We start from the raw sequence: 19409 nt of genomic DNA on the forward strand, positions 1-19409 counted from the left end.
CACCAGGGTCACAGGCCTGCGGCTAATCCGCTTCTCCGCGGTTTCTGCCGGTTGTTCACGGGCAGCGTAGTGACTTTCCCGGCCTGCGGATAGGTGTTGGAGGAGTGCGTGTGGGGGAACCTGTCAGCGCTCGTCGCCTGGGATCGGGCGGGTGCGGAGGGTGTGGCCGTCGAGACGGCCGGGCGGGACGGCTAGGAGGTCGAGGACGGTGGGCGTGAGGTCTACCAGTGTGGGCGCTGGTCATGGTGCCCGGGGTGAAGTCGGGCCCACGGGCGATGACGAAGTTGGCGGTTTCGGCGGGGGTCTGGCCGCCGTGGCCGCCGGTCGGGAGGTGGCCGTGATCGGTGGTGACCAGGACGGTCCACTGTTCTCGCGGATGGGTGTGCGCGCGCCGGTCGACCGCCGCGACGATCTGGCCGACCAGCACGTCCACCCGGCGGATCGCGGCCAGGTACGCGCGCGACGCTCCGCCGTGCTGATGGCCTGCCAGGTCGATCTGGTCGAGGTGGGTGAAGACCAGATCGGGTCCGGAACGCTCGATCGATGACACCACTTCGGTCGCGGTAGCGGCGTCGGTGTCCGACTCGTCGGGATCGTCGGCGACCGGCGCGGTGGTGAGGGCGACGTCGGCGCGCCGGTCACCGGTGGCCGCGATCGTCGCGATCTGGTGCCAGGTGCCGATGGACATCGTCTGCCGGGCGGGGTCGGCCCGTTCGATCCGGGTGAACACACTCGGGTGCGCCAGGAACGGGCGCGCGCCGAATTCGTTGTCGGTGATCCCGTGCTCGGTGTCCCACACTCCGGTCAGCGCGCTCGCCCACGACGGCCCGGAAATCGTGATGTGCCCCGCGATGTTCCCCTGCGAAAGCAGCCCCTGCGCGGCGAGGTGCCGCAACCGCGGCGCCTGCGCCGAGTCGGCCTTGTCGAACATCAACCCATCGATCCCGATGACGACAACCTTGTTCACCACCGCGCCGACCCCGCGTCGCGGAGCCCCGAACGCGGCTGCCGCGTCAACCGTCGCCCCCACATCGTCGAACGCCGCCACCGAGCCCGCCGCCGACCCGACCAGCGGAATCGTCACCAACGCGGTCACCAGCGCAACCAGCACTTTCGCCGGAGCCGACATCTCGCGCATACCCCTCACAATGAGGGACCACGTTCGCTTCGGCGAGCCCGCCACCACGCCATTCATCGACGTTTCACCAGGTTCGCATCGCCCGTACGCCCCGCTGAACAACCCACGAACCGCACGTTTCGTCCAGCCTCCCGCCAGGATTTCGTCCGTGGATTCCACGAGCCCGCCAGCACTGTTGTCCGCGAATTCCGTTGACAGCAGGGTTGCCGTTGTGGCCCTCTTGGCAGGTGGGGAACCCAGCGCCCGTCCGCATCGCCGCCACCGCCGACTTGCATATGCGTCCGGCCGTCGTAGGCAAGTTCCGTTCCGACTTCCGCCGTTTGGGCACGCACGCCGAAATGCTGCTGCTAGCAGGTGATCTCACCGACGGCGGCACCGAGTACGAGGCCGAACTACTCTGCGACGAACTCCTCGACATCGCCGTGCGGGTCATCGCGGTTCTCGGCAATCATGATCACGACGGCGGCTGCACCGATCTCATCACCGACATGCTCACCGACATCGGAGTCCAAGTGCTGGACGGTGATTCGACGATCCGCACCCTTCGCGGCCACCGCATCGGCATCGCCGGCGTCATGGGCGGGTCCGGCGGCTTCCCCACGCACCCCGGCGACCCGGAGCACGGCACCGACGAACACCGCGCCCTCATGCGCCGCGGCACCGTCGATGCGCACCGCCTCCACCACGCCCTCACCGCCCTCGACACCCCCACCCGCATCGCACTCACCCACTTCTCCCCCACCACCGAAACCCTCACCGGTGAGGCCCCGTCGATCTACCCCGGCCTGGGCTGCGAAGCACTGGGCCAGGCCATCGACACGGCCGCCGCCACCCTGGCCCTGCACGGCCACGCCCACTCCGGCACCGAATACGGCCACACCACCGGAAACGTCCCTGTTCGCAACGTTTCCTACCCGGTCCTCCGCCGCACCTACGCCCTCTACGATCTCGACACGACAGCGTTCGGTCTCTGAGCACGGCAAGCGAAAGGCCCAGCGGCACAGGCGAACACTGACATCGCCGTGGATTCGAGCACCCTTCGCGGCGATGGCCCGCGCCCCGCGGTGCGCTCGACTCGCCGAGCGAAAGCACGCTGTCACCGGCGCGGGTCAGCGCGCGGAGCTGCCCTCGTCGACGTCGAACGCCCACACCACCGCAGGCCGCCCGGTGGCCTTCACCCGGCGACGTTCACCGGTCCGGCCCAGCCCCGGAATCGCGGCGAGCGTCCGGTTGAGGTTGGCCGGGTCGGGACGGGCGCCGTGCAGGGAGGTACTGAGATCGACCGCGCGGGTAGCGGGAAACTCGTCGCCCGCCAGCGCTCGGGTGAGCGTCGCGTCCTTCCAGAGGAGTCCGGCCAGCAAGCCACGGCTGGTGTCGACGATGCGATTGTGGTCGAACGCCAGCGGCGGGACCTCGTCGAAACCCACCCACTCGGCAGGCCCGTCGTGTTCGGCGACCACCGCCCACATGGCGATGGCCAGCGTCGGGCCGCGCGGGTCGCGATGGGGCTCGTCGAACGTGACGAGCTGGCCGACGGCACAGATCGCCTCGGCCGGCACACCGAGTTTGGTGTGTACGGCGCGCCGGGCGGCGTCGACGAGGCGTTCGCCGCGGCCCAGCAGCACGCCGGGTAGCGCGAGTTCGCCGGTGAACGGCTCGAACTCGCGGGGGACGATGCCGAGGCGAACGCCGCTGTCGGCGTCCCAGCACCGCAATGTCACCACGTCGATCGACACAACGGATTGCTCCACGTCACCCCATCCTGCCTCGAGCGGCCCCGCTCCGGGCGCATTGCGTTGTCACCGGCCGATACCGCGGTCACGGTACGGATGCCCCGATTCTTCCCTGCCCACCGACATCACCGACCCGCCACCTCCGGTCGGCACGGAGCGGCGCCGCCGACCTGCTGGACTGATCGCGGGGCACTACTCGACGAGCCCCCCGGGGGTGAGCTCGAGCCTGCGGGTGACCCCGATGTCGTCGAGGAAGCGGTCGTCGTGGCTCACCACGATCAACGCGCCCTCGAAACTCGCCAGTGCCTGAGTGAGGTGGGCGAGGCTGGGGAGGTCGAGGTTGTTGGTCGGTTCGTCGAGCATCAGCAGTTTCGGAGCAGGCTCGGCGAGCAGCAGTGTCGCCAGGGCCGCACGCAATCGCTCGCCGCCCGACAGCGCGGCGGCGGCGATGTCGGCGTCGGCACCGCGGAACAGGAAGCGTGCGAGCTGACCGCGGATCTGTTCCGGTGTCGCGTGCGGCGCGGCGGCGGCGACGTTCTCGAACACCGTTCGCGTTTCGTCGAAGACGTCGAGACGCTGCGGCAGCAACCGCCAGGCCACCTTCGGCCCCTCGGCGACGATCCGGCGCAGCAGGGTGGTTTTGCCCGCTCCGTTCCGCCCGGTCAACGCGATCCGCTCCGGTCCGCTCACGCGCAGGTCGACCACCGGCCCGTTGGCCAGTTCGACCTGCTCCAGGTCGAGCACGTCCTGACCCGGATACAGCCGGGTACCGGGGAGCTCGATGCGGATCTCCCGGTCCGCGCGCACCGATTCCTCGGCGTGGTCGAGGGTTTCGCGGGCAGAGTCGAGTTTGTCGATGTGGGAGTTGCGCAGTTTGCCCGCCGACACCTCGGCGGCGTTCTTGCGCAGTCCCGCAACGATTTTCGGCACCCGCTTGTTGTCCTGCATCTTCTGCGCGAAACGGGCCCGCCGGTCCAGTTTCGTTCGCGCGTCGACGAGTTCGCGCGCCTGCTTGCGCACATCGCTGCGCGCGTCGCGCACGGCAGCGCGCGCCGCCTCTTGCTCGGCCTCGATGATCCGCTCGTAATCACTGAAACCACCGCCGAAGGACCGGATTTCACCCGCACGCAGTTCGGCGATGCCGTCCATCCGGTCGAGTAGTTCACGATCGTGGCTGACCACGATCACGGTGCCGGCGAACTGCCGGATCACCTCGTAGAGCCGCCCGCGGGCGACCGCGTCGAGGTTGTTGGTCGGTTCGTCGAGCAGCAGCACGTCGGGTTCGCGCAATAGTTCGGCGACCAGTCCGAGCAGCACGGTTTCGCCGCCGGAGAGGGTATCGAGGGTGCGGTCCAGGTCGTCGACCGACTTGGCGACATAGTCGAGCCCGAGCCTGCCGAGCAGTGCGACGGCCTCGTCCTCGACCTGCCAGGCCATGCCGACGGTGTCGAAGTCTGCGGGCTCGCCGATACCGCTTTCGATCCGGTGCAGTGCCTCGCGCACCTCGGCGATGCCGAGCACGGCGTCGACCCGCTGACCGGTGCGCATGCCCAGGTCCTGACGCAGGTACCCGAGACTGCCCGGCACGGAGATCGACCCGCGCACCGGCTTCAGCTCACCGGCCAAAAGCCGCAGCAACGTGGACTTTCCGGCGCCGTTGCTGCCGACCAGGCCGACCTGCCCGGGTCCGACGACAGCATCGAGCCCATCGAAGACCGGGGTGCCATCCGGCCAGTGAAAGGTGAGATCGGAAAGAGAAAGAGAGGTCATGCGGATCCCCTGGAGGTGCGACGGATACACGGTGCGCAGAATGCGGACCGCCCGAGAGCGCTACCTCAAGAAATCAACGCGTGACTCTGATCGCCGGGAACAAGACCCTTCATTGATAACACCCCCGGTACCCGGCGCGCCACCCCTTTTCCTCGACCTGTGAGCCCGCTCATGACGCGGCTAGTCTGGAATTCGGGGCGAGCACGCGAGCACAGCCCCACTGGCCGAGGAGTGCGATGTCGGAGACGATTGCGGTGCGGACAGCCGGTCAGAGCGACGTCGAGGCGGCGGCGCGGACGCTGGCCGAGGCCTTCCAGCACGACCCGGTGATGAGCTGGGTCCTGCCCGATCCGCACCGGCGAGCGGTCGGGCTGCGTCGATTCTTCGCCACCATGGCGCGCCACATCTTCGTCCCCGGCGGTGCGTCCGACCTGGCGTTACGCCCGGACGGCACGGTGGGCGGCGCCGCCCTGTGGACCTCGCCGCACCGGGCCGAGACGTCGACGATCACCGAACTTCGCACGTTGCCCGGCATCTGGCGTGCCCTCGGCCGCCGCACCATGGCGGGCAACCAGGTCGGCACCCTGCTGAAAAAGAACCACCCCACAGAACCGCACTGGTACCTGGGAATGATCGGCACCACCCCTGATGCCAGAGGCCGTGGCTTCGGCCACGCCCTGCTGCACTCCCGGCTCGAGCGCGTAGACGCGGACGGCGCGCTCGCCTATCTCGAATCCAGCAACCCGGTCAACGTTCCGTACTACGAACGCTTCGGCTTCACGGTGACGGGCGAACTCCACGTCCCGGGCGGCCCGCCGATCTGGCCGATGCTGCGCGCGGCGCGCTGAGGACGGATCAGAGCTTGACGATCGAGGTCACCGGGTAGTCACCCTGGTGCTCGCGCCCCTTCAGGAACTCGAGTTCCATCACCACGGCGGCGGCGACCACCTCGGCGCCGACCTCCTTGAACAGGGCGGCCGCGGCGGCGAGGGTGCCGCCGGTGGCGAGGACGTCGTCGAGCAGCAGGATCCGCTTGCCCTCGAGGTCGACGCCATCGGCGGGGATTTCCAGTGCGGCGGAACCGTATTCGAGCTTGTACTCACGTGAGACGACCGGCGGTGGGAGCTTGCCGCCCTTGCGGATGGCGAGCACGCCGGTGCCGAGGGTCGCCGCGACGCCCGCGCCGAGCAGGAAGCCACGCGCGTCGACACCGGCCACGAGGTCGGCGTCGGGGGCGATGGCGGCGAAGCAGTCGATGACAGCGCGGAAGCCGGCGGCGTCAGCGAAGACCGGGGTGAGATCGGCGAAACGCACACCCGGCGTGGGGAAGTCGTCGTGCCAGCGGGTCAGCCGAGTGACCGCCTCGGCCGCCTCCGCGGTCCGCTCACTGGCCCGATCGTCGGACTCGACCACCGCGTGCTTGCTCATCAACCCTCGCCTCTCACGTCCACTCATCGCTGCAACACCCAGCGATCCATATTCCACCCGGTACCAGCCTGCGTCGGCCCGGCGATCCCGTTCTGCATGCCGTTGCCGAAGGCGATGGTGCGCGGCGTCGCGAACAACGGAATGCTCGGTAGCTGCGCCCACAGCAGGTTCTCGGCCTCGGTCAGCAGGTTCAGCGTCGCGGTCGAGTTGGCCTCGCCCGCAAGCTGATCGGTGATCGCATCGTAGCGACCGTTAGCGAAGCCACCGAAATCGAGGCCGCTACCTGCCCGCAACGCGGCGAGCGCGACCACACCCGCGCTCGACCCCGCGGGCCCGGGCACCGCGCCGGTTCCGCCGAGTACCGCGTCGACCGCACCCTCGGGAAGCCGCAACGGCGTGAAATCGGGCGCACCCGCGTCGACCACGGTGATTCCCGCCCCGCGACAGGACTCGGCGATCATCGCCACAGTCTGCGCGCGACGCGCGTCCGGCCCCTGATAACCGATCCGCACCGTCGGCTGCGCCGTGCCGGAGGAGGCCAAAGTCGCGGTGGCCGCGGGGATATCGGCGCCGCGATACCGATCGGCGCCCCCGATCACCGCCGGGTAGTACAGCGAATCCTGCTGCACCACATGGGCATTCAGAACACCAGCACCGAGCCCCTGCTTCGGCGGCTCTCCTGCCTTACCGAGGGTGTCGAACAGCGCCTGCCGCGGCACACACTGCGCGAACGCCCGGCGCACCTCCACCCGCGCGAACACCCCGCCGGTAGCGAGCACGAGCTGTTCGGTGCTGCGACTCGCGACCGTCTGCTCGTCGAAACCATCGAGATTCAGGTCCGCGACCGAACCGGCACCGAGATCGACGACCCCGAGTGCGTTCTCCTTCGCCTTGGCGGCGAAGTCGGTGCCCTTGGGCCACACCACGATCCGCTTCGTCTCGGGCGGGTCACCCCACCACTTCTCATTGGCGACCAGCACCAAACCGTCCTTGGCACTGAAGGATTCGATCCGATACGGCCCCGATGACGGGAACTTCGTCAGGTCGAGCGCCCCGGCCCGCACGGTCCAGCCGGTGTTCCAGAAATCGGCGATCCGGCCGATCACCGCACCGTCGCCGGTCTGCAGGGCGTTCACCACATTCGGCACGCCGACCGCCTGCGCCACCACATGCGCGGGCATCACCTCGGCCGCGGTGAACAGCGTCCGCCACGGCAGGTAGTGCTTGCCCGGCCGGAACACCACGGTGGCGTCCTTGGATCCCGGCTGGCAGTCGATCCGCTCGATCTCGTCGTAGCCCGCGGTGCTCGCCGCGTCGAACAACGAGACGGGCCCGCGATCGCCGGGGCGGGTGAACTTGCCCGAGCGGGCCGACCAGGCCAGCACCAAGTCGTCGCAGGAGGTCTTCACCCCGTCGGAGTACACCCCGTCCGGGTTGAGCCGGTACTGCACCGTCTGCGTCTCGCCCGGCACCTCCTTGGCCGTGCCGAAGTCGGTGTCGGCCACCTGCTGGCCATCGGGTCCGGTGTAGAAGAAACCGGTCAGCACGCGGCCGAACACCGCGGTGGCACCGCTACTGGCGCCGAGCGTGCTCGCGCCGTTGTAGCTGGCGACCGCGGCGTCGACCGCGTACCCGATGGAGGGCACCTGGTTCTTCGCCGAGCAGCCGGCCACCACGGAGGTGGTCACGGCCGCCGTGGCGAGCCCGGTGATCAGTCGAATCGTGCTGCGTCGCATGATGAGACCCCCTGCTTGTCGGTCGTCAGTGCCTTCTCTTCTGACGCTTTCCGCTCGGACGCGAACCCGGCCGCGGCGCGCCGCCGTCGGTCGGTCGCGGACCACGGGCCGCCGACGCGCCCACCGGAACCCGGACGCCCGCGCCGACACCGGCACGCTTGTCCAGCACCTTCTTGGTGTGCGCGGCCACCGGACCCCAGCGTTCCTTGATCGAGACCAGCACCGGCACAGCGAGGAAGATCGAGGAGTAGGCGCCGACGATCATGCCGACCAGCTGCACCAGCGCGAGGTCCTTGAGCGTGCCGACACCGAGCAGCCACACCGCGATCACCAGCATGCCGATGATCGGCAGAATGCCGATGATCGTGGTGCTGATCGACCGCATCAGGGTCTGGTTGGCCGCCAGGTTGGCCTGTTCGGCGTAGGTGCGCTTGTTCAGGTGCAGCACACCGCGGGTGTTCTCCTCGACCTTGTCGAAGACCACCACGTTGTCGTAGAGCACGTAGCCCAGAATCGTGAGCAGACCGATCACCGCGGCCGGTGTCACCTCGAACCCGACCAGCGAGTAGATACCCGCCGTCACGAACAGGTTGAAGAACAGCGACACGATCGCCGCGATCGACATGTCTCGTTCGAAGCGGATGGCGATGTAGATCATCGTCAACAGCACGAACACCGCCAGCGCGATCAGCGCCTTCTGGGTGATCTGCCCGCCCCAGGTCTCGCTGATCTCGGCGATGCTGATGGCGTTGCGGCTCACCTCGCCCGCGGAGTCCTTGGGCTGGAACCGATCGAACAGCGCGGACTGGACCTGCTCGGTCTGGGTCAGGTCGAGGGTCTCCGAGCGCACCTGGATGGTGGCCGAGGCCCCGGAGCCGACCTTCTGCACCGAGACCGGCCCATGGCCCAGCGTCTCGGCGTAGACATCTTCCACCTGTTGGGTGCTGACGTTGTCAGCCGCGGGGATCTGGATGCGCGAGCCGCCCTCGAAGTCGATACCGAGGGTGAAGCCACGCACCGCGATGCTGAGCAGCGAGATCAGCAGCAGCACCGCCGACAGCGTGTAGAAGAACCTGCGCCTGCTGACGATCGGGAAGCCGCCGGTGCCGGTGTAGAGACGTTCGAAGAATCCGTGCTTCGGGCCCTGCGCGGGCTCGAACTTGTCCAGGTTCACCGATTCCTCGGTGGGGTTGTCGTTGCTCATCGTGACATCTCCTTCGACCTGGCCTGGCCGCGTTCCCTGGCGATCTGCTGAACCGAGCCGAGGCCGTTCACCGACGGCTTCGCCCAGAACGGCGAGCGGGCGGCGAGCATCAGCAGCGGTGCGGTGACCAGGTAGAGCACGATCACGTCGAGCACGGTGGTGACGCCGAGGGTGAAGGCGAAGCCCTTCACCTGACCGGCGGCGAGCAGATACAGCACGACCGAGGCGATCAAGCTGACCGTCTTACCGGAGAGGTTGGTGCGCTGGGCTCGTGCCCAACCGCGCGGCACCGCCGACCGGAAGCTGCGGCCTTCGCGCATCTCGTCCTTGATGCGTTCGAAGAACACCACGAACGAGTCCGCCGTCAGACCGATACCGATGATCAGACCGGCGATACCCGCGAGGTCGAGGGTGAAGCCGATCCACCGGCCGAGCAGCACGATGATGCCGTAGACGGCCACACCGGCCGCGATCAGCGAGAACCCGGCCAGCAGGCCGAGCATCCGGTACACGAGCAGGCAGTAGAGCAGCACCGCGATCAGGCCGATGGCACCGGCCAGCAGACCCGCCTTCAGCGAGGAAAGGCCGAGCGTCGCCGAGACCGTCTCCGCTTCCGAGGTCTGGAACGACAGCGGCAGCGAACCGTATTTCAGAGTGTTGGCCAGCTCGGACGCACTGTCGGCGGTGAAGCTACCCGAGATCGAGGTGCGACCACCCAGCTGCGGCCCCTGCTGCACCTGCGGCGCGCTGACGACCTGCGAGTCGAGCACGAAAGCGACCCGCTTGTTGACGTACTCACCGGTCAGGTCCGACCAGGCGTCGGCACCGGCGGACTTGAACTCGAGGTTCACCTCGTGCCGGGCCTGCTGCGAGTTCAGGCCGGAGGTCGCGTCGGCGATCTCCTGGCCGTCGATGCGGCTCGGGCCGAGCAGGAACACCTCGGTGCCGTCCTGCGAGCAGGTGACCAGCGGCAGGGCCGGATCGTCGTTTCCGGCCAGCGGGTCGGGCTTGGTGCAGTCCATGGCCGCCACAGCGACCTGCTGAACCTGCTGATCGGTGCTCTGGCGCAGCGCCTTGGCGTCGGCGATCTCCTTCGCCTGCTGCTGCTGGTGGGTGAGACCACCGGGCGTCGGGGTCGGCGTCGGCGGTGCCTGTGCGGGGAACACCCGCGACTGCGGCGCCGGGGTGGTCGGTGCCAGCGTCGCATCGCCGGGCAGCGTCGCATCGCCGGGCAGGGTCACCGCGCCGGGCACGGGCGGGGTCGCCTCGCCCGGCGCGGGCACCGGAGCGTCCGTGGCCGGGGGTGCGGTGCCTGGTGGCGCGGTACCGGTCGCGGGCGGTGCCGCCCCGCCTGCCTGCGGCTCGGTCGCGAACAGCACCGGGCGGATGTAGAGCTTGGCGGTGGTGGCCAGCGCGCGTGCCTGCTGGCTGTCCTCGCCGGGCACCGTGATGACCAGATTGTCACCGTCGATGACCACCTCGGAGCCGGAGACGCCGAGACCGTTGACACGGTTCTCGATGATCTCCTGCGCCTTCTTCAGGCTGTCCTGGCTCGGCTTGTTGCCGTCGGGGGTACGCGCGGTCAACGTGACGCGGGTACCGCCCTGCAGGTCGATGCCGAGCTTGGCCGACGGGGAATGGTCACCGGTGAAGAACACCAGCGCGTAGATCACGGCCAGCAGCGCGGCGTAGACGCCGAGCAGCCGGAACGGATGCGCCGATCCTTGGGAAGGTGGCACAGCAGGTCATCTCCTAGGCGGAAGTCGAGGCTGGATCGGTGGGCACAACGGTGCCCGGCCCGGAACGCTGGTACGCGCCCGGGCGGGAAAAAGGGACTGGTCAGTCCTTGGTCAGCCGGGTCTCGGTCTGCTCGACGGCTTCCTCGGCGGGGGCGTCGGTGACCTCGGGAGCCTCCTCGACCGTCTGCTCGTCGGCGCGCACCTCGCGGATCGCCTGGCGCAGCCAGGTGGTGACCACGTCCTCGGCGATCTCCAGATCGACGGTGTTCTCGTCGAGATCGACGACGGTGCCGTACAGACCGGAGGTGGTGACGACAGCGTCACCGACCTTCAGGGCCTCCTGCATCGTCGAGACCTTCTCGGCCTCACGCTTCTGTTTGCGGATACCGAAGAACATCGGCACGAGCAGGGCCAGGATCAGCAGCGGAAACAGGAAGTCCATCGTCGAAGTCAGTCCCTAGTCAGTGGTGGACGTGCAAGTACGCCTGACAGTCTGCCAGTTCCCCGCCGCGGCGACACACCGGACACCGACGCGCGTGTGAAAACGACCCGGCCGGTGGGTGCGCGAACCGGGGCCGAGGTGCTCAGGAGACGGGGCCGTAGGTGTAATCGTCGAGTGGGAAGCTGACAGCCTCGCGGTGCGCGGCGGCGGTGCTGGTCGGCCGCAGCAGCGCCGCTTCGCCGTGCTGGTTGAAGTAGTAGCTGCGCGCGGTGGCGCAGTCGCCGCCGTAGAACACCGAGGAACCCAGCTTGTCGGTCATCCGGTCGAGGAACTCCGCATTGGCCTCGTCGGTGACCTCGAAGGTCTGCTCGCCGCGGCGGAACAGTTCGGTGAACAATCTGCCCATGTGCTTCATCTGGGCTTCGATGGTGGTGAAGTACGACAGCCCGCTGTAGGAGTAGGGGCTGTTGAGGCTCAGGAAGTTCGGGAACTTGGGCACAGTGATGCCCTCATAGGCCTGAAAACGGTTGTCGCGCCAGAACTTTCCGAGGTTCACGCCGTCGCGGCCGACGATCTCGATGGCCGGGAAGTTCACGTCCCAGAGATTGAAACCGGTGGCGAGCAGCAGGGTGTCGATCTCGGTTTTGTGGCCGTCGGCGGTGACGATGCCGTCGGGTTCCACATGGTCGATCGAGTTCGTTTCCAGCCGTACGTGCGGCTGGTTGAACGTCTTGAAGTACTGATTGGAAAACGTCGGGCGCTTGCAGCCGAAGTCGTAGTGCGGGGTGAGCTGTTGCCTGGTCGCCGGATCACGCACCTGCGCGAACAGGTGCGCCTTGGCCAACGCGGCGGCCGCCCGGTTCAATGGTTTGGCCTGCTTGTAATGCAGCACGCCGACGACCATCAGCGCCTCCAGCATGCCGGTATTGACCAGCCGTGCCGCCTTCTGCGTGAGCGGAACTCTGTCGAACAGTTCCCGCACCACCCCGGGAATCGGGGCGTCGACCTTGGGCACCACCCAAATCGGGGTGCGCTGGAAGACGGTCAGTTCGCCGACCTTCTTCGCGACCTCGGGCACCAACTGCACCGCGGTGGCACCGGTGCCGATGATGGCAGCCTTGCGACCGGTCAGGTCGTAATCGGCGTCCCAGTCGGTGGTGTGGATGATCTTGCCCGCGAAGGACTCGATGCCGGGAAACGGCGGAGTGTAGGGCTGGGACAAGAACCCCGTCGCCGCGAGCAGATAGCGCGCGGTGAGCGTCTCACCGCCGGCGATCGTCACCACCCACTGCTGGTCTTCGGCATCCCAGCGCGCACCGTCGACGACGGTCCCGAACCGCATCCGCCTGCGCAGATCGTATTTGCCTGCCACGTGCTCGGCGTATTTCTTCAGCTCGGCGCCGGGTGCGAACAGCCGGGTCCAGCGCGGGTTCGGCTCGAAAGAATAGGAGTAGGTCACCGAGGCGATATCGACCGCCAGACCCGGATACCTGTTCACATGCCAGGTGCCGCCCAGGTCGTCCTCCCGTTCCAGGATGACGAAATCGCGCAACCCGAGCCGGTCGAGTTCGATACCGGCACCGATGCCACCGAAACCCGCGCCGACGACGACCGCGTCGAACTGAGGTACCACGTCGAACCTCCACATCGAGATCTGTGAATGCCGAATCGCAAGAATGACGCGTCATTCTCGTTACGTCGACTGTAACATCGTCAATGTGACGAAGCCACCCTCGCGAATCGACCAGCGAAAAGCCGAATTGCGCAGGGAGATAGTCGATACCGCGTTCGACTGCTTCGCCGAGAAGGGCTATCACGCCACCGGAATCGCCGATATCGCCACGCGCCTCGGCATCGGGCACGGCACCTTCTACCGCTATTTCGCGAACAAGCGCGACATCATCGACCATGTCATCGACGAGGTGAGCGGGCGCATCTTCGGCGCGCTCGACGATGACATCGAGCCCGAGAGCGCGTCCACCATCTCCGAATACGCCGCGTTGATCGACCGGATCGGCGATTCCCTCAACCGCGTCCTGCTCGACGATCCGCGTACGGCGCACCTACTGCTGTTCCACGCCACCGGAATCGACGACGAACTCACCGAACGGGTGTACGGCCTGGTCGATGTCACCGAGATCCTCATGACGCGCTACCTCGAGCACGGCGTGCGCATCGGTTACCTCCGTGCCGATATCGATACCGCCAACACCGCCAAGGCGGCGCTCGGCATGATCGTCGCCGGCCTCGTCGCGGGCATGCGAACCCCCGATCCAGCGTCGATGGCGGTGTACAGTCACGCCGTGCGGCGGCTGTTCATCGATGGCGTGCGCGCCGCTGCCCGATAGCGAAAAGCCGTGGGATAGAAGGGCAATCCTGAGACAATGACCGCTGTGACGCCCGACGATGTGAGCCGCACCCACTTCGCCATGCCGACGCTGGGGCATCGCGGCTACCACGCAGACGAGGTCGACGCCTTTCTGGAACGAGTGTCGGCCACCCTCGACGGGCAGGGCGCACTCACCGCCGACGACATCCGCCACGTGCACTTCGGCGCACCGCGTTTCGGCGGTCGCGGGTATCAGGCCGACCAGGTCGACGACTTCCTCGACCGGGTGCGGACCGAGCTCGAACATCGTCAGAAGGGCGGAGCTCCCGTTCCCGCGGCGCGTGCGGGCGACGATGTCGCCGAGATGCTCACCCCCGACGACGTGCACCGCATGCGTTTCACCCAGTCCGCCGTCGGCAGGCGCGGCTACCACGAGGAAGAGGTCGACGCCTTCCTCGACCTGGTCGCGGCGACCCTGGCCCACAACGGCCCCGGCAGCCTCACCACCTCCGATGTGCGCAGCGTCCGCTTCACCGACACCCGGCTCGGCACCCGCGGCTACTCCCGCGAAGAAGTGGACGCCTTCATCGACCTGGTGATCACGGCCCTGGAACACCCCGAACGACTGTAATTTTTGCGGCTGGCGCCGCGGGTTCTCGGCCTGGAAGCCTCGATCTTCCCTCCCTCCGGGCACTCCTTCGTCGCACCCTCCGGTCAGTCCAGATCAAGGCGGCCGAGTACCGTGATGGGCGGCTGCGCCGCGGTGGTGCCGCCCCTCTCCCTATCCCTGGATGCTGTGGAGTTCGGCTTCGCGCAGGTCGTCAGGGAAGACGTAGCGGCGGAAGGCCCAGAAGCGGAACGCCATGGCCAGCAGGACGCCCAAGATCTGTCCCGAGATGAAGTTGGCGACCATCTGCACCGTCGGATCCACGTGCGGCACACGTAGATTCAGCGCGTAGAGCGAGATCGCCTGCGGGATCATGGTGACCGCGATGCCCAGTGCGCTGACCGTGAAGAACAGGGCGGCTTCGTGACTGCGCTGCCTGCCGCCGCGTGCGCGGAACGACCACTCGCGATTGAGGATGTAGGAGGCGATGGTCGCGATCAGCGCGCCGAGCAGGCGCGCGGTGAGCGGCTTGTCGCCGAGCACGGTCAGTTTCACCGCGTACACGACACCGGTATCGATGAACCAGGTGATCGCGCCGACCACGGCGAATTTCAGAAGTTCCCGATGCTTCATCAGCAGGGAACGCAACGGCTCGGGGAGTCGTTGCACCACCTCTAGGACTGCCACTGAATCGACAGTAGACGACGTCGCGGCGCCGTGCCCGCCTGGAGCCGCGGTATCTCAGTCGTAGCCCTCGGCGCTCGGTTGCGGTTCACGCCCACGCACTTCGATGGCGCCGATGACCAGATCGGGCGGCGGTACCAAGCCCAGATGCTCCCAGGCGCCCGCCGTCGCGACCCGGCCGCGGGGTGTGCGGGCGACGAGTCCAGCGCGCACCAGGAACGGTTCGCAGACCTCTTCCACGGTGGCCGCCTCCTCGCCGACGGCAACGGCCAGGGTCGATACGCCCACCGGTCCCCCACCGAATCCACGCACGAGCGCGCCGAGGACGGCGCGGTCGAGCCGGTCCAGGCCGAGCGCGTCGACGTCGTAGACCTCGAGCGCCGCCATCGCGATCGGGTGGGTGATGATGCCGTCCGCCCTGACCTCAGCGTAGTCGCGGACGCGGCGCAGTAGCCGGTTGGCGATACGCGGGGTACCTCGGGAGCGTCCGGCGACTTCGGCGGCGGCGTCGTGGTCGATCTGCACGCCGAGAATGCGGGCCGAGCGGGTGAGGATCTGCAGCAGTTCGGCGGGGTCGTAGAAGTCCATGTGGCCGGTGAAGCCGAAGCGATCGCGCAACGGGCCGGTGAGCGCACCCGAACGGGTGGTGGCGCCGACCAGGGTGAACGGGGCGATATCGAGGGGGATCGAGGTCGCCCCGGGGCCCTTACCGACCACCACGTCGACGCGGAAGTCCTCCATCGCCAGGTACAGCATTTCCTCGGCCGGGCGGGCCATTCGGTGGATCTCGTCGATGAACAGGACATCGCCCTCGACCAGGTTGGACAGCATGGCGGCGAGGTCGCCCGCGCGTTCCAGTGCCGGACCCGAGGTGATGCGCAGGGCGGTGCCGAGTTCGCCCGCGATGATCATCGCCATGCTGGTCTTACCGAGGCCGGGCGGTCCCGACAGCAGGACGTGGTCGGGGGTGGCGCCGCGCTGGCTGGCGCCGCGCAGGACTAGGGCGAGCTGTTCGCGCACGCGGGGCTGGCCGATGAACTCGTCGAGCGAGGTGGGACGCAGGCCGGTCTCGGCTTCGCCGTCGGTGCTGAGATACCGGGCGGTGAGGTCGGATTCGTCGGTCTCGTCGATGTCGTCGTCGTACACGGTCTACCTGTTCTTGCCGAGCAGGCCGAGCGCCGCGCGCAAAGCCACCGAGGTGGTGGCGGTCGGCTGGTCGGCCAGGACGGTGTCGACGGCCTGTTCGGCCTGCTTCGCGGGGAACCCGAGGCCGATGAGCGCTTCGGAAACCTGTTCGCGCACAGGGGTACTCGGCATTTCCGCGCCGGGCGGACCGGTGGGAACAGCCACCTGGTTCACCTTGTCGCGCAGTTCGACGACCATCCGCTCGGCGCCGCGTTTGCCGATGCCGGGGACCCGGGTCAGGGCGGCGACATTGCTCTCTGCCAGCGCTTTTCGCAGTGCTTCGGGTTCGAGCACGGCCAGCACCGCCATCGCCAGACGGGGGCCGACGCCGGAAACGGTCTGCAGCAGCCCGAACAGTTCGCGCGCTTCGGTGTCGGCGAACCCGAACAGGGTCATCGAGTCCTCGCGCACGATCATCGCCGTGTAGAGGCGGGTCTGTTCACCGCGGGTGAGCCCGGCGAGGGTGGCCGGGGTGGCATTGAGGCGATACCCGACGCCCGCGGCCTCGATCACCACGTGATCGAGCGCGATCTCGAGTACCTCACCGCGTACCGACGCGATCACCCGCGCACCACCTTCCGTTGTTCGGCGAGCCGTTGTTCGTAGCGGCGGCGGACCTGCTCCGCCTGCGCCTGCGCGGCCGCCATCCGGTCCATCAGCGGCGCCCGCCAACAATGACAGATGGCCAGCGCGAGCGCGTCGGCGGCATCGGCGGGTTTCGGTGCGACCTGCAACCCGAGAATCCGCGTCACCATGGCGGTGACCTGCGCTTTATCCGCCGTACCATTGCCGGTGACAGCGGCTTTCACCTCGCTGGGCGTATGGAACGCCACCCGGATCCCGCGCCGCGCGGCGGCCAGCGCGATCACCCCACCGGCCTGTGCTGTCCCCATCGCGGTCCGCACATTGTGCTGCGCGAATACCCGCTCGATCGCGACAGCTTCGGGCCGATGGGTATCCATCCACTCCTCGGCGGCATCGGCGACAGCCATCAACCGCAATGCCAGCTCGGCATCCGGCGGCGTGCGCACCACCCCCACATCGAGGGCGACCACCTTCCGGCCCGGCCCGCTGTCGACCATGCTGAGCCCGCACCGGGTAAGCCCCGGATCGACGCCCATCACCCGCACCGGCCACCCCTTCGAAGACACGAACAGTTGTTCGAAAGTCTAGAGCATTCCCGGGTTCCGACCGACCAACGACACGACTCTCACGCCGCTCGGGGCGGCAGCCCGAGTAACGCGGGATCGCGTGCGTGCTCAGCCCAGACCCGCGCCGGATCCGCGACCAACTTGCGCAGGCGCAGGTCGAGCAGCCCGCTCACATACGACACTGTCGCGGCAACCTCACCGTCGTGCCTGGTGAGCGTGTGCTCCACCCGATAGGCTGACCACCGTCGACAGTCGCCATCGCCCAGCGAGCGTTTACCCGAGCGCGGCGGTGAAAACCTCGAGCGCACGATCGTCGAACAGCACGAACCACACCTGCGTCACCGCTGTCTCGGCCGCGCGTACGGTGTCGACCGCGATCCGCGCGCCATCGTCGAGCGGCCAGCCGAAGATGCCCGTGGAGATCGCCGGGAACGCGACTGTCGCCGCCCCCAATTCGTCTGCCACACGCAGGGATTCGCGATAACACGAAGCGAGCAGCTCGGAGCGGTCCTCGGTCGGCGACCACACGGGGCCGACAGTGTGGATCACCCAGCGCGCCGGCAACCGACCCGCGGTAGTCGCCACCGCCTGCCCGGTTCGCAGACCTTTGCCGTAGTGGGAGGCGCGCAGGTCACGGCATTCGGACAGGATCTGCGGGCCGCCTTTGCGGTGGATCGCCCCGTCGACCCCACCGCCGCCGAGCAGCGAGGAATTCGCGGCGTTGACCACCGCGTCCACCTGCTGTTCGGTGATGTCGCCCCGGACCGCATCGATTCGCGTCATGATCAGCATTGTGCCGGGGGGTGGATTTCGACCACGGGTACGGTCGAGGAGAGCAGGCATGGTCGGTCCGTCCGAGGCGAGGAGAACCACGCATGGCCAAACCCACCGGTGACATCGTGTCGACGCCCGACGGGCGGGATCTGGTGATCGCCCGGTCGTTGGGGTTGCCGATCGAGGAGGTGTGGGCGCGGTTGACCGATCCGCATCTGACCTCGGGGTGGTACGGCACCTGGGAAGGCGAAGCGGGGACCGGCAACACCATCCGGGTGCAGATGCGGTTCGAGGAGGGTGAACCGTGGACGCCGATGCGCATCGAAGACTGCACCCCACCGATCCACCTCGGCATCTCCTCGACCGACCAGATCGGCCTGTGGCGCCTGGAGGTGACCTTGCTCGACACCGGCGCGGCCACCGAGCTGCGCCTGGTCCATCATCTGACGTCCGAATACCAGCTGGCGGAGATCCCCCAGATCGGTCCGGGCTGGGAGTACTACGCGGACATGTTCGTCGCCGCGTGCACGCACACCGAACGCCCGGATTTCGCCGACTACTACCCGTCGATGTCGAACTACTACAAACAGCGGGCGTCCTAGCCGAAACGTGAACCGCCCCAGCCGAATTCACGGCCGGGGCGGTTCACGTGGCTGGGAAACCTACTCGTCGTCGAGTTCGGCCGCGACCTCGTCGGAGATGTCGACATTGGTGTACACGTTCTGCACATCGTCGCTGTCTTCGAGCGCGTCGACCAGCTTGAACACCTTGCGGGCGCCCTCGGCGTCGACCGCGACCGACACCGACGCCTGAAAACCGGACTCGGCGGAGTCGTAGTCGATGTTCGCGGCCTGCAGAGCCGACCGCACCGCGACCAGATCGCCTGGCTCGGAGATGATCTCGAAGACATCGCCGTGGTCGTTGACGTCTTCGGCGCCCACGTCGAGGACCGTCTCGAGGACGTCGTCCTCGGACAGGCCGTTCTTCTCGAGGGTCACCACACCCTTGCGGGCGAACAGGTACGACACCGAACCCGGATCGGCCATGTTGCCGCCGTTGCGGGTCATCGCCAACCGGACCTCGCCCGCGGCGCGGTTGCGGTTGTCGGTGAGGCACTCGATCAGCACGGCGACACCGTTGGGCCCGTAGCCCTCGTACATGATCGTCTGCCAGTCGGCGCCGCCGGCCTCTTCACCACCGCCGCGCTTGCGGGCGCGCTCGATGTTGTCGTTGGGGACCGATGTCTTCTTCGCCTTCTGGATGGCGTCGAACAGCGTCGGATTGCCCGCAGGGTCACTACCACCAGTGCGGGCCGCCACCTCGATGTTCTTGATCAGCTTGGCGAAGAGTTTGCCGCGCTTGGCGTCGATTCCCGCCTTCTTGTGCTTGGTGGTGGCCCATTTGGAGTGGCCGCTCATGCCCTACTTCCTTCAAGTCGGTTGCGCGTCTGCCCGGGCGGACAAGCTCGATCCAGCCTACTCACCGCGCG

The 19409-nt window shown here is 67.8% G+C and carries 21 protein-coding genes; 5 read left to right on the forward strand and 16 right to left on the reverse strand.

Annotated features, from left to right (window positions below):
* Positions 1-55: 55 nt before the first annotated feature.
* Positions 56-1138: an alkaline phosphatase family protein gene (locus ACFXKN_RS03850; protein ID WP_378945314.1), complete on the reverse strand. Its 1083-nt coding sequence runs from the start codon at positions 1136-1138 to the stop codon at positions 56-58.
* 227 nt (positions 1139-1365) lie between these two features.
* Here ACFXKN_RS03850 and ACFXKN_RS03855 point away from each other — a divergent pair, with 227 nt between their 5' ends.
* Positions 1366-2112: a metallophosphoesterase gene (locus ACFXKN_RS03855; protein WP_378945311.1), complete on the forward strand. Its 747-nt coding sequence runs from the start codon at positions 1366-1368 to the stop codon at positions 2110-2112.
* Between the two features lie 135 nt (positions 2113-2247).
* On the opposite strand, the gene ACFXKN_RS03860 is transcribed toward ACFXKN_RS03855, so the two are convergent.
* Positions 2248-2889 carry an NUDIX hydrolase gene (locus ACFXKN_RS03860; RefSeq protein ID WP_378945306.1) on the reverse strand — a complete coding sequence of 214 codons (642 nt, stop codon included), beginning with the start codon at positions 2887-2889 and terminating at the stop codon, positions 2248-2250.
* 174 nt (positions 2890-3063) lie between these two features.
* Positions 3064-4641 carry an ABC-F family ATP-binding cassette domain-containing protein gene (locus ACFXKN_RS03865; RefSeq protein ID WP_378945303.1) on the reverse strand — a complete coding sequence of 526 codons (1578 nt, stop codon included), beginning with the start codon at positions 4639-4641 and terminating at the stop codon, positions 3064-3066.
* Positions 4642-4877: 236 nt separating this feature from the next.
* Here ACFXKN_RS03865 and ACFXKN_RS03870 point away from each other — a divergent pair, with 236 nt between their 5' ends.
* Positions 4878-5489 carry a GNAT family N-acetyltransferase gene (locus ACFXKN_RS03870; protein WP_378945299.1) on the forward strand — a complete coding sequence of 204 codons (612 nt, stop codon included), beginning with the start codon at positions 4878-4880 and terminating at the stop codon, positions 5487-5489.
* Between the two features lie 7 nt (positions 5490-5496).
* Here the strand turns inward: ACFXKN_RS03870 and ACFXKN_RS03875 are convergent, their stop codons facing one another.
* From ACFXKN_RS03875 to ACFXKN_RS03900, 6 genes are all read right to left on the reverse strand, one after another.
* Positions 5497-6069 carry an adenine phosphoribosyltransferase gene (locus ACFXKN_RS03875; RefSeq protein WP_378945296.1) on the reverse strand — a complete coding sequence of 191 codons (573 nt, stop codon included), beginning with the start codon at positions 6067-6069 and terminating at the stop codon, positions 5497-5499.
* A 23-nt stretch (positions 6070-6092) separates the two neighbouring features.
* Positions 6093-7805, reverse strand: coding sequence for an ABC transporter substrate-binding protein (locus ACFXKN_RS03880; protein WP_378945293.1), 1713 nt, complete (start codon positions 7803-7805; stop codon positions 6093-6095).
* A 25-nt stretch (positions 7806-7830) separates the two neighbouring features.
* Positions 7831-9009, reverse strand: coding sequence for a protein translocase subunit SecF (gene secF / locus ACFXKN_RS03885; protein WP_378945289.1), 1179 nt, complete (start codon positions 9007-9009; stop codon positions 7831-7833).
* The gene (gene secD, locus ACFXKN_RS03890; RefSeq protein WP_379432298.1) at positions 9006-10748 is read right to left on the reverse strand and encodes a protein translocase subunit SecD; all 1743 of its coding nucleotides are present in this window, start codon (positions 10746-10748) and stop codon (positions 9006-9008) included. The genes secF and secD overlap by 4 nt, the downstream gene beginning before the upstream one ends.
* 100 nt (positions 10749-10848) lie before the next feature.
* Positions 10849-11190, reverse strand: coding sequence for a preprotein translocase subunit YajC (gene yajC, locus ACFXKN_RS03895; RefSeq protein WP_379432299.1), 342 nt, complete (start codon positions 11188-11190; stop codon positions 10849-10851).
* A gap of 142 nt (positions 11191-11332) precedes the next feature.
* Positions 11333-12823, reverse strand: coding sequence for a flavin-containing monooxygenase (locus ACFXKN_RS03900; protein ID WP_379432300.1), 1491 nt, complete (start codon positions 12821-12823; stop codon positions 11333-11335).
* Positions 12824-12908: 85 nt separating this feature from the next.
* Here ACFXKN_RS03900 and ACFXKN_RS03905 point away from each other — a divergent pair, with 85 nt between their 5' ends.
* Both ACFXKN_RS03905 and ACFXKN_RS03910 read left to right on the forward strand, forming a co-directional pair.
* Positions 12909-13538, forward strand: coding sequence for a TetR/AcrR family transcriptional regulator (locus ACFXKN_RS03905; protein WP_378945270.1), 630 nt, complete (start codon positions 12909-12911; stop codon positions 13536-13538).
* 36 nt (positions 13539-13574) lie between these two features.
* Positions 13575-14150, forward strand: a complete 576-nt coding sequence (locus ACFXKN_RS03910) for a DivIVA domain-containing protein (RefSeq protein ID WP_379432301.1) — start codon at positions 13575-13577, stop codon at positions 14148-14150.
* 150 nt (positions 14151-14300) lie between these two features.
* Here the strand turns inward: ACFXKN_RS03910 and ACFXKN_RS03915 are convergent, their stop codons facing one another.
* The 6 genes from ACFXKN_RS03915 to ACFXKN_RS03940 all read right to left on the reverse strand — a co-directional run bounded on the left by ACFXKN_RS03915 (position 14301) and on the right by ACFXKN_RS03940 (position 17929).
* On the reverse strand, positions 14301-14813 hold the full coding sequence (locus tag ACFXKN_RS03915; RefSeq protein WP_379432302.1) for a GtrA family protein: 513 nt from the start codon (positions 14811-14813) through the stop codon (positions 14301-14303).
* Positions 14814-14867: 54 nt separating this feature from the next.
* A complete protein-coding gene (ruvB, locus tag ACFXKN_RS03920; protein WP_379432303.1) occupies positions 14868-15956 on the reverse strand; it encodes a Holliday junction branch migration DNA helicase RuvB in 1089 nt (362 codons plus the stop codon).
* 3 nt (positions 15957-15959) lie between these two features.
* On the reverse strand, positions 15960-16559 hold the full coding sequence (gene ruvA, locus ACFXKN_RS03925) for a Holliday junction branch migration protein RuvA (protein ID WP_379432304.1): 600 nt from the start codon (positions 16557-16559) through the stop codon (positions 15960-15962).
* Positions 16556-17125, reverse strand: coding sequence for a crossover junction endodeoxyribonuclease RuvC (gene ruvC / locus ACFXKN_RS03930; protein WP_056810781.1), 570 nt, complete (start codon positions 17123-17125; stop codon positions 16556-16558). The genes ruvA and ruvC overlap by 4 nt, the downstream gene beginning before the upstream one ends.
* A gap of 80 nt (positions 17126-17205) precedes the next feature.
* The gene (locus tag ACFXKN_RS03935; protein ID WP_379432305.1) at positions 17206-17373 is read right to left on the reverse strand and encodes a hypothetical protein; all 168 of its coding nucleotides are present in this window, start codon (positions 17371-17373) and stop codon (positions 17206-17208) included.
* 46 nt (positions 17374-17419) lie between these two features.
* Positions 17420-17929: an O-acetyl-ADP-ribose deacetylase gene (locus ACFXKN_RS03940; RefSeq protein ID WP_379432306.1), complete on the reverse strand. Its 510-nt coding sequence runs from the start codon at positions 17927-17929 to the stop codon at positions 17420-17422.
* A 92-nt stretch (positions 17930-18021) separates the two neighbouring features.
* Here ACFXKN_RS03940 and ACFXKN_RS03945 point away from each other — a divergent pair, with 92 nt between their 5' ends.
* The gene (locus ACFXKN_RS03945; protein WP_379432307.1) at positions 18022-18522 is read left to right on the forward strand and encodes an SRPBCC domain-containing protein; all 501 of its coding nucleotides are present in this window, start codon (positions 18022-18024) and stop codon (positions 18520-18522) included.
* A gap of 60 nt (positions 18523-18582) precedes the next feature.
* On the opposite strand, the gene ACFXKN_RS03950 is transcribed toward ACFXKN_RS03945, so the two are convergent.
* The gene (locus ACFXKN_RS03950; protein ID WP_378945235.1) at positions 18583-19338 is read right to left on the reverse strand and encodes a YebC/PmpR family DNA-binding transcriptional regulator; all 756 of its coding nucleotides are present in this window, start codon (positions 19336-19338) and stop codon (positions 18583-18585) included.
* Positions 19339-19409: the final 71 nt, after the last annotated feature.

It is taken from the genome of Nocardia sp. NPDC059195, from assembly GCF_042754695.1.
Taxonomy (GTDB): domain Bacteria; phylum Actinomycetota; class Actinomycetes; order Mycobacteriales; family Mycobacteriaceae; genus Nocardia.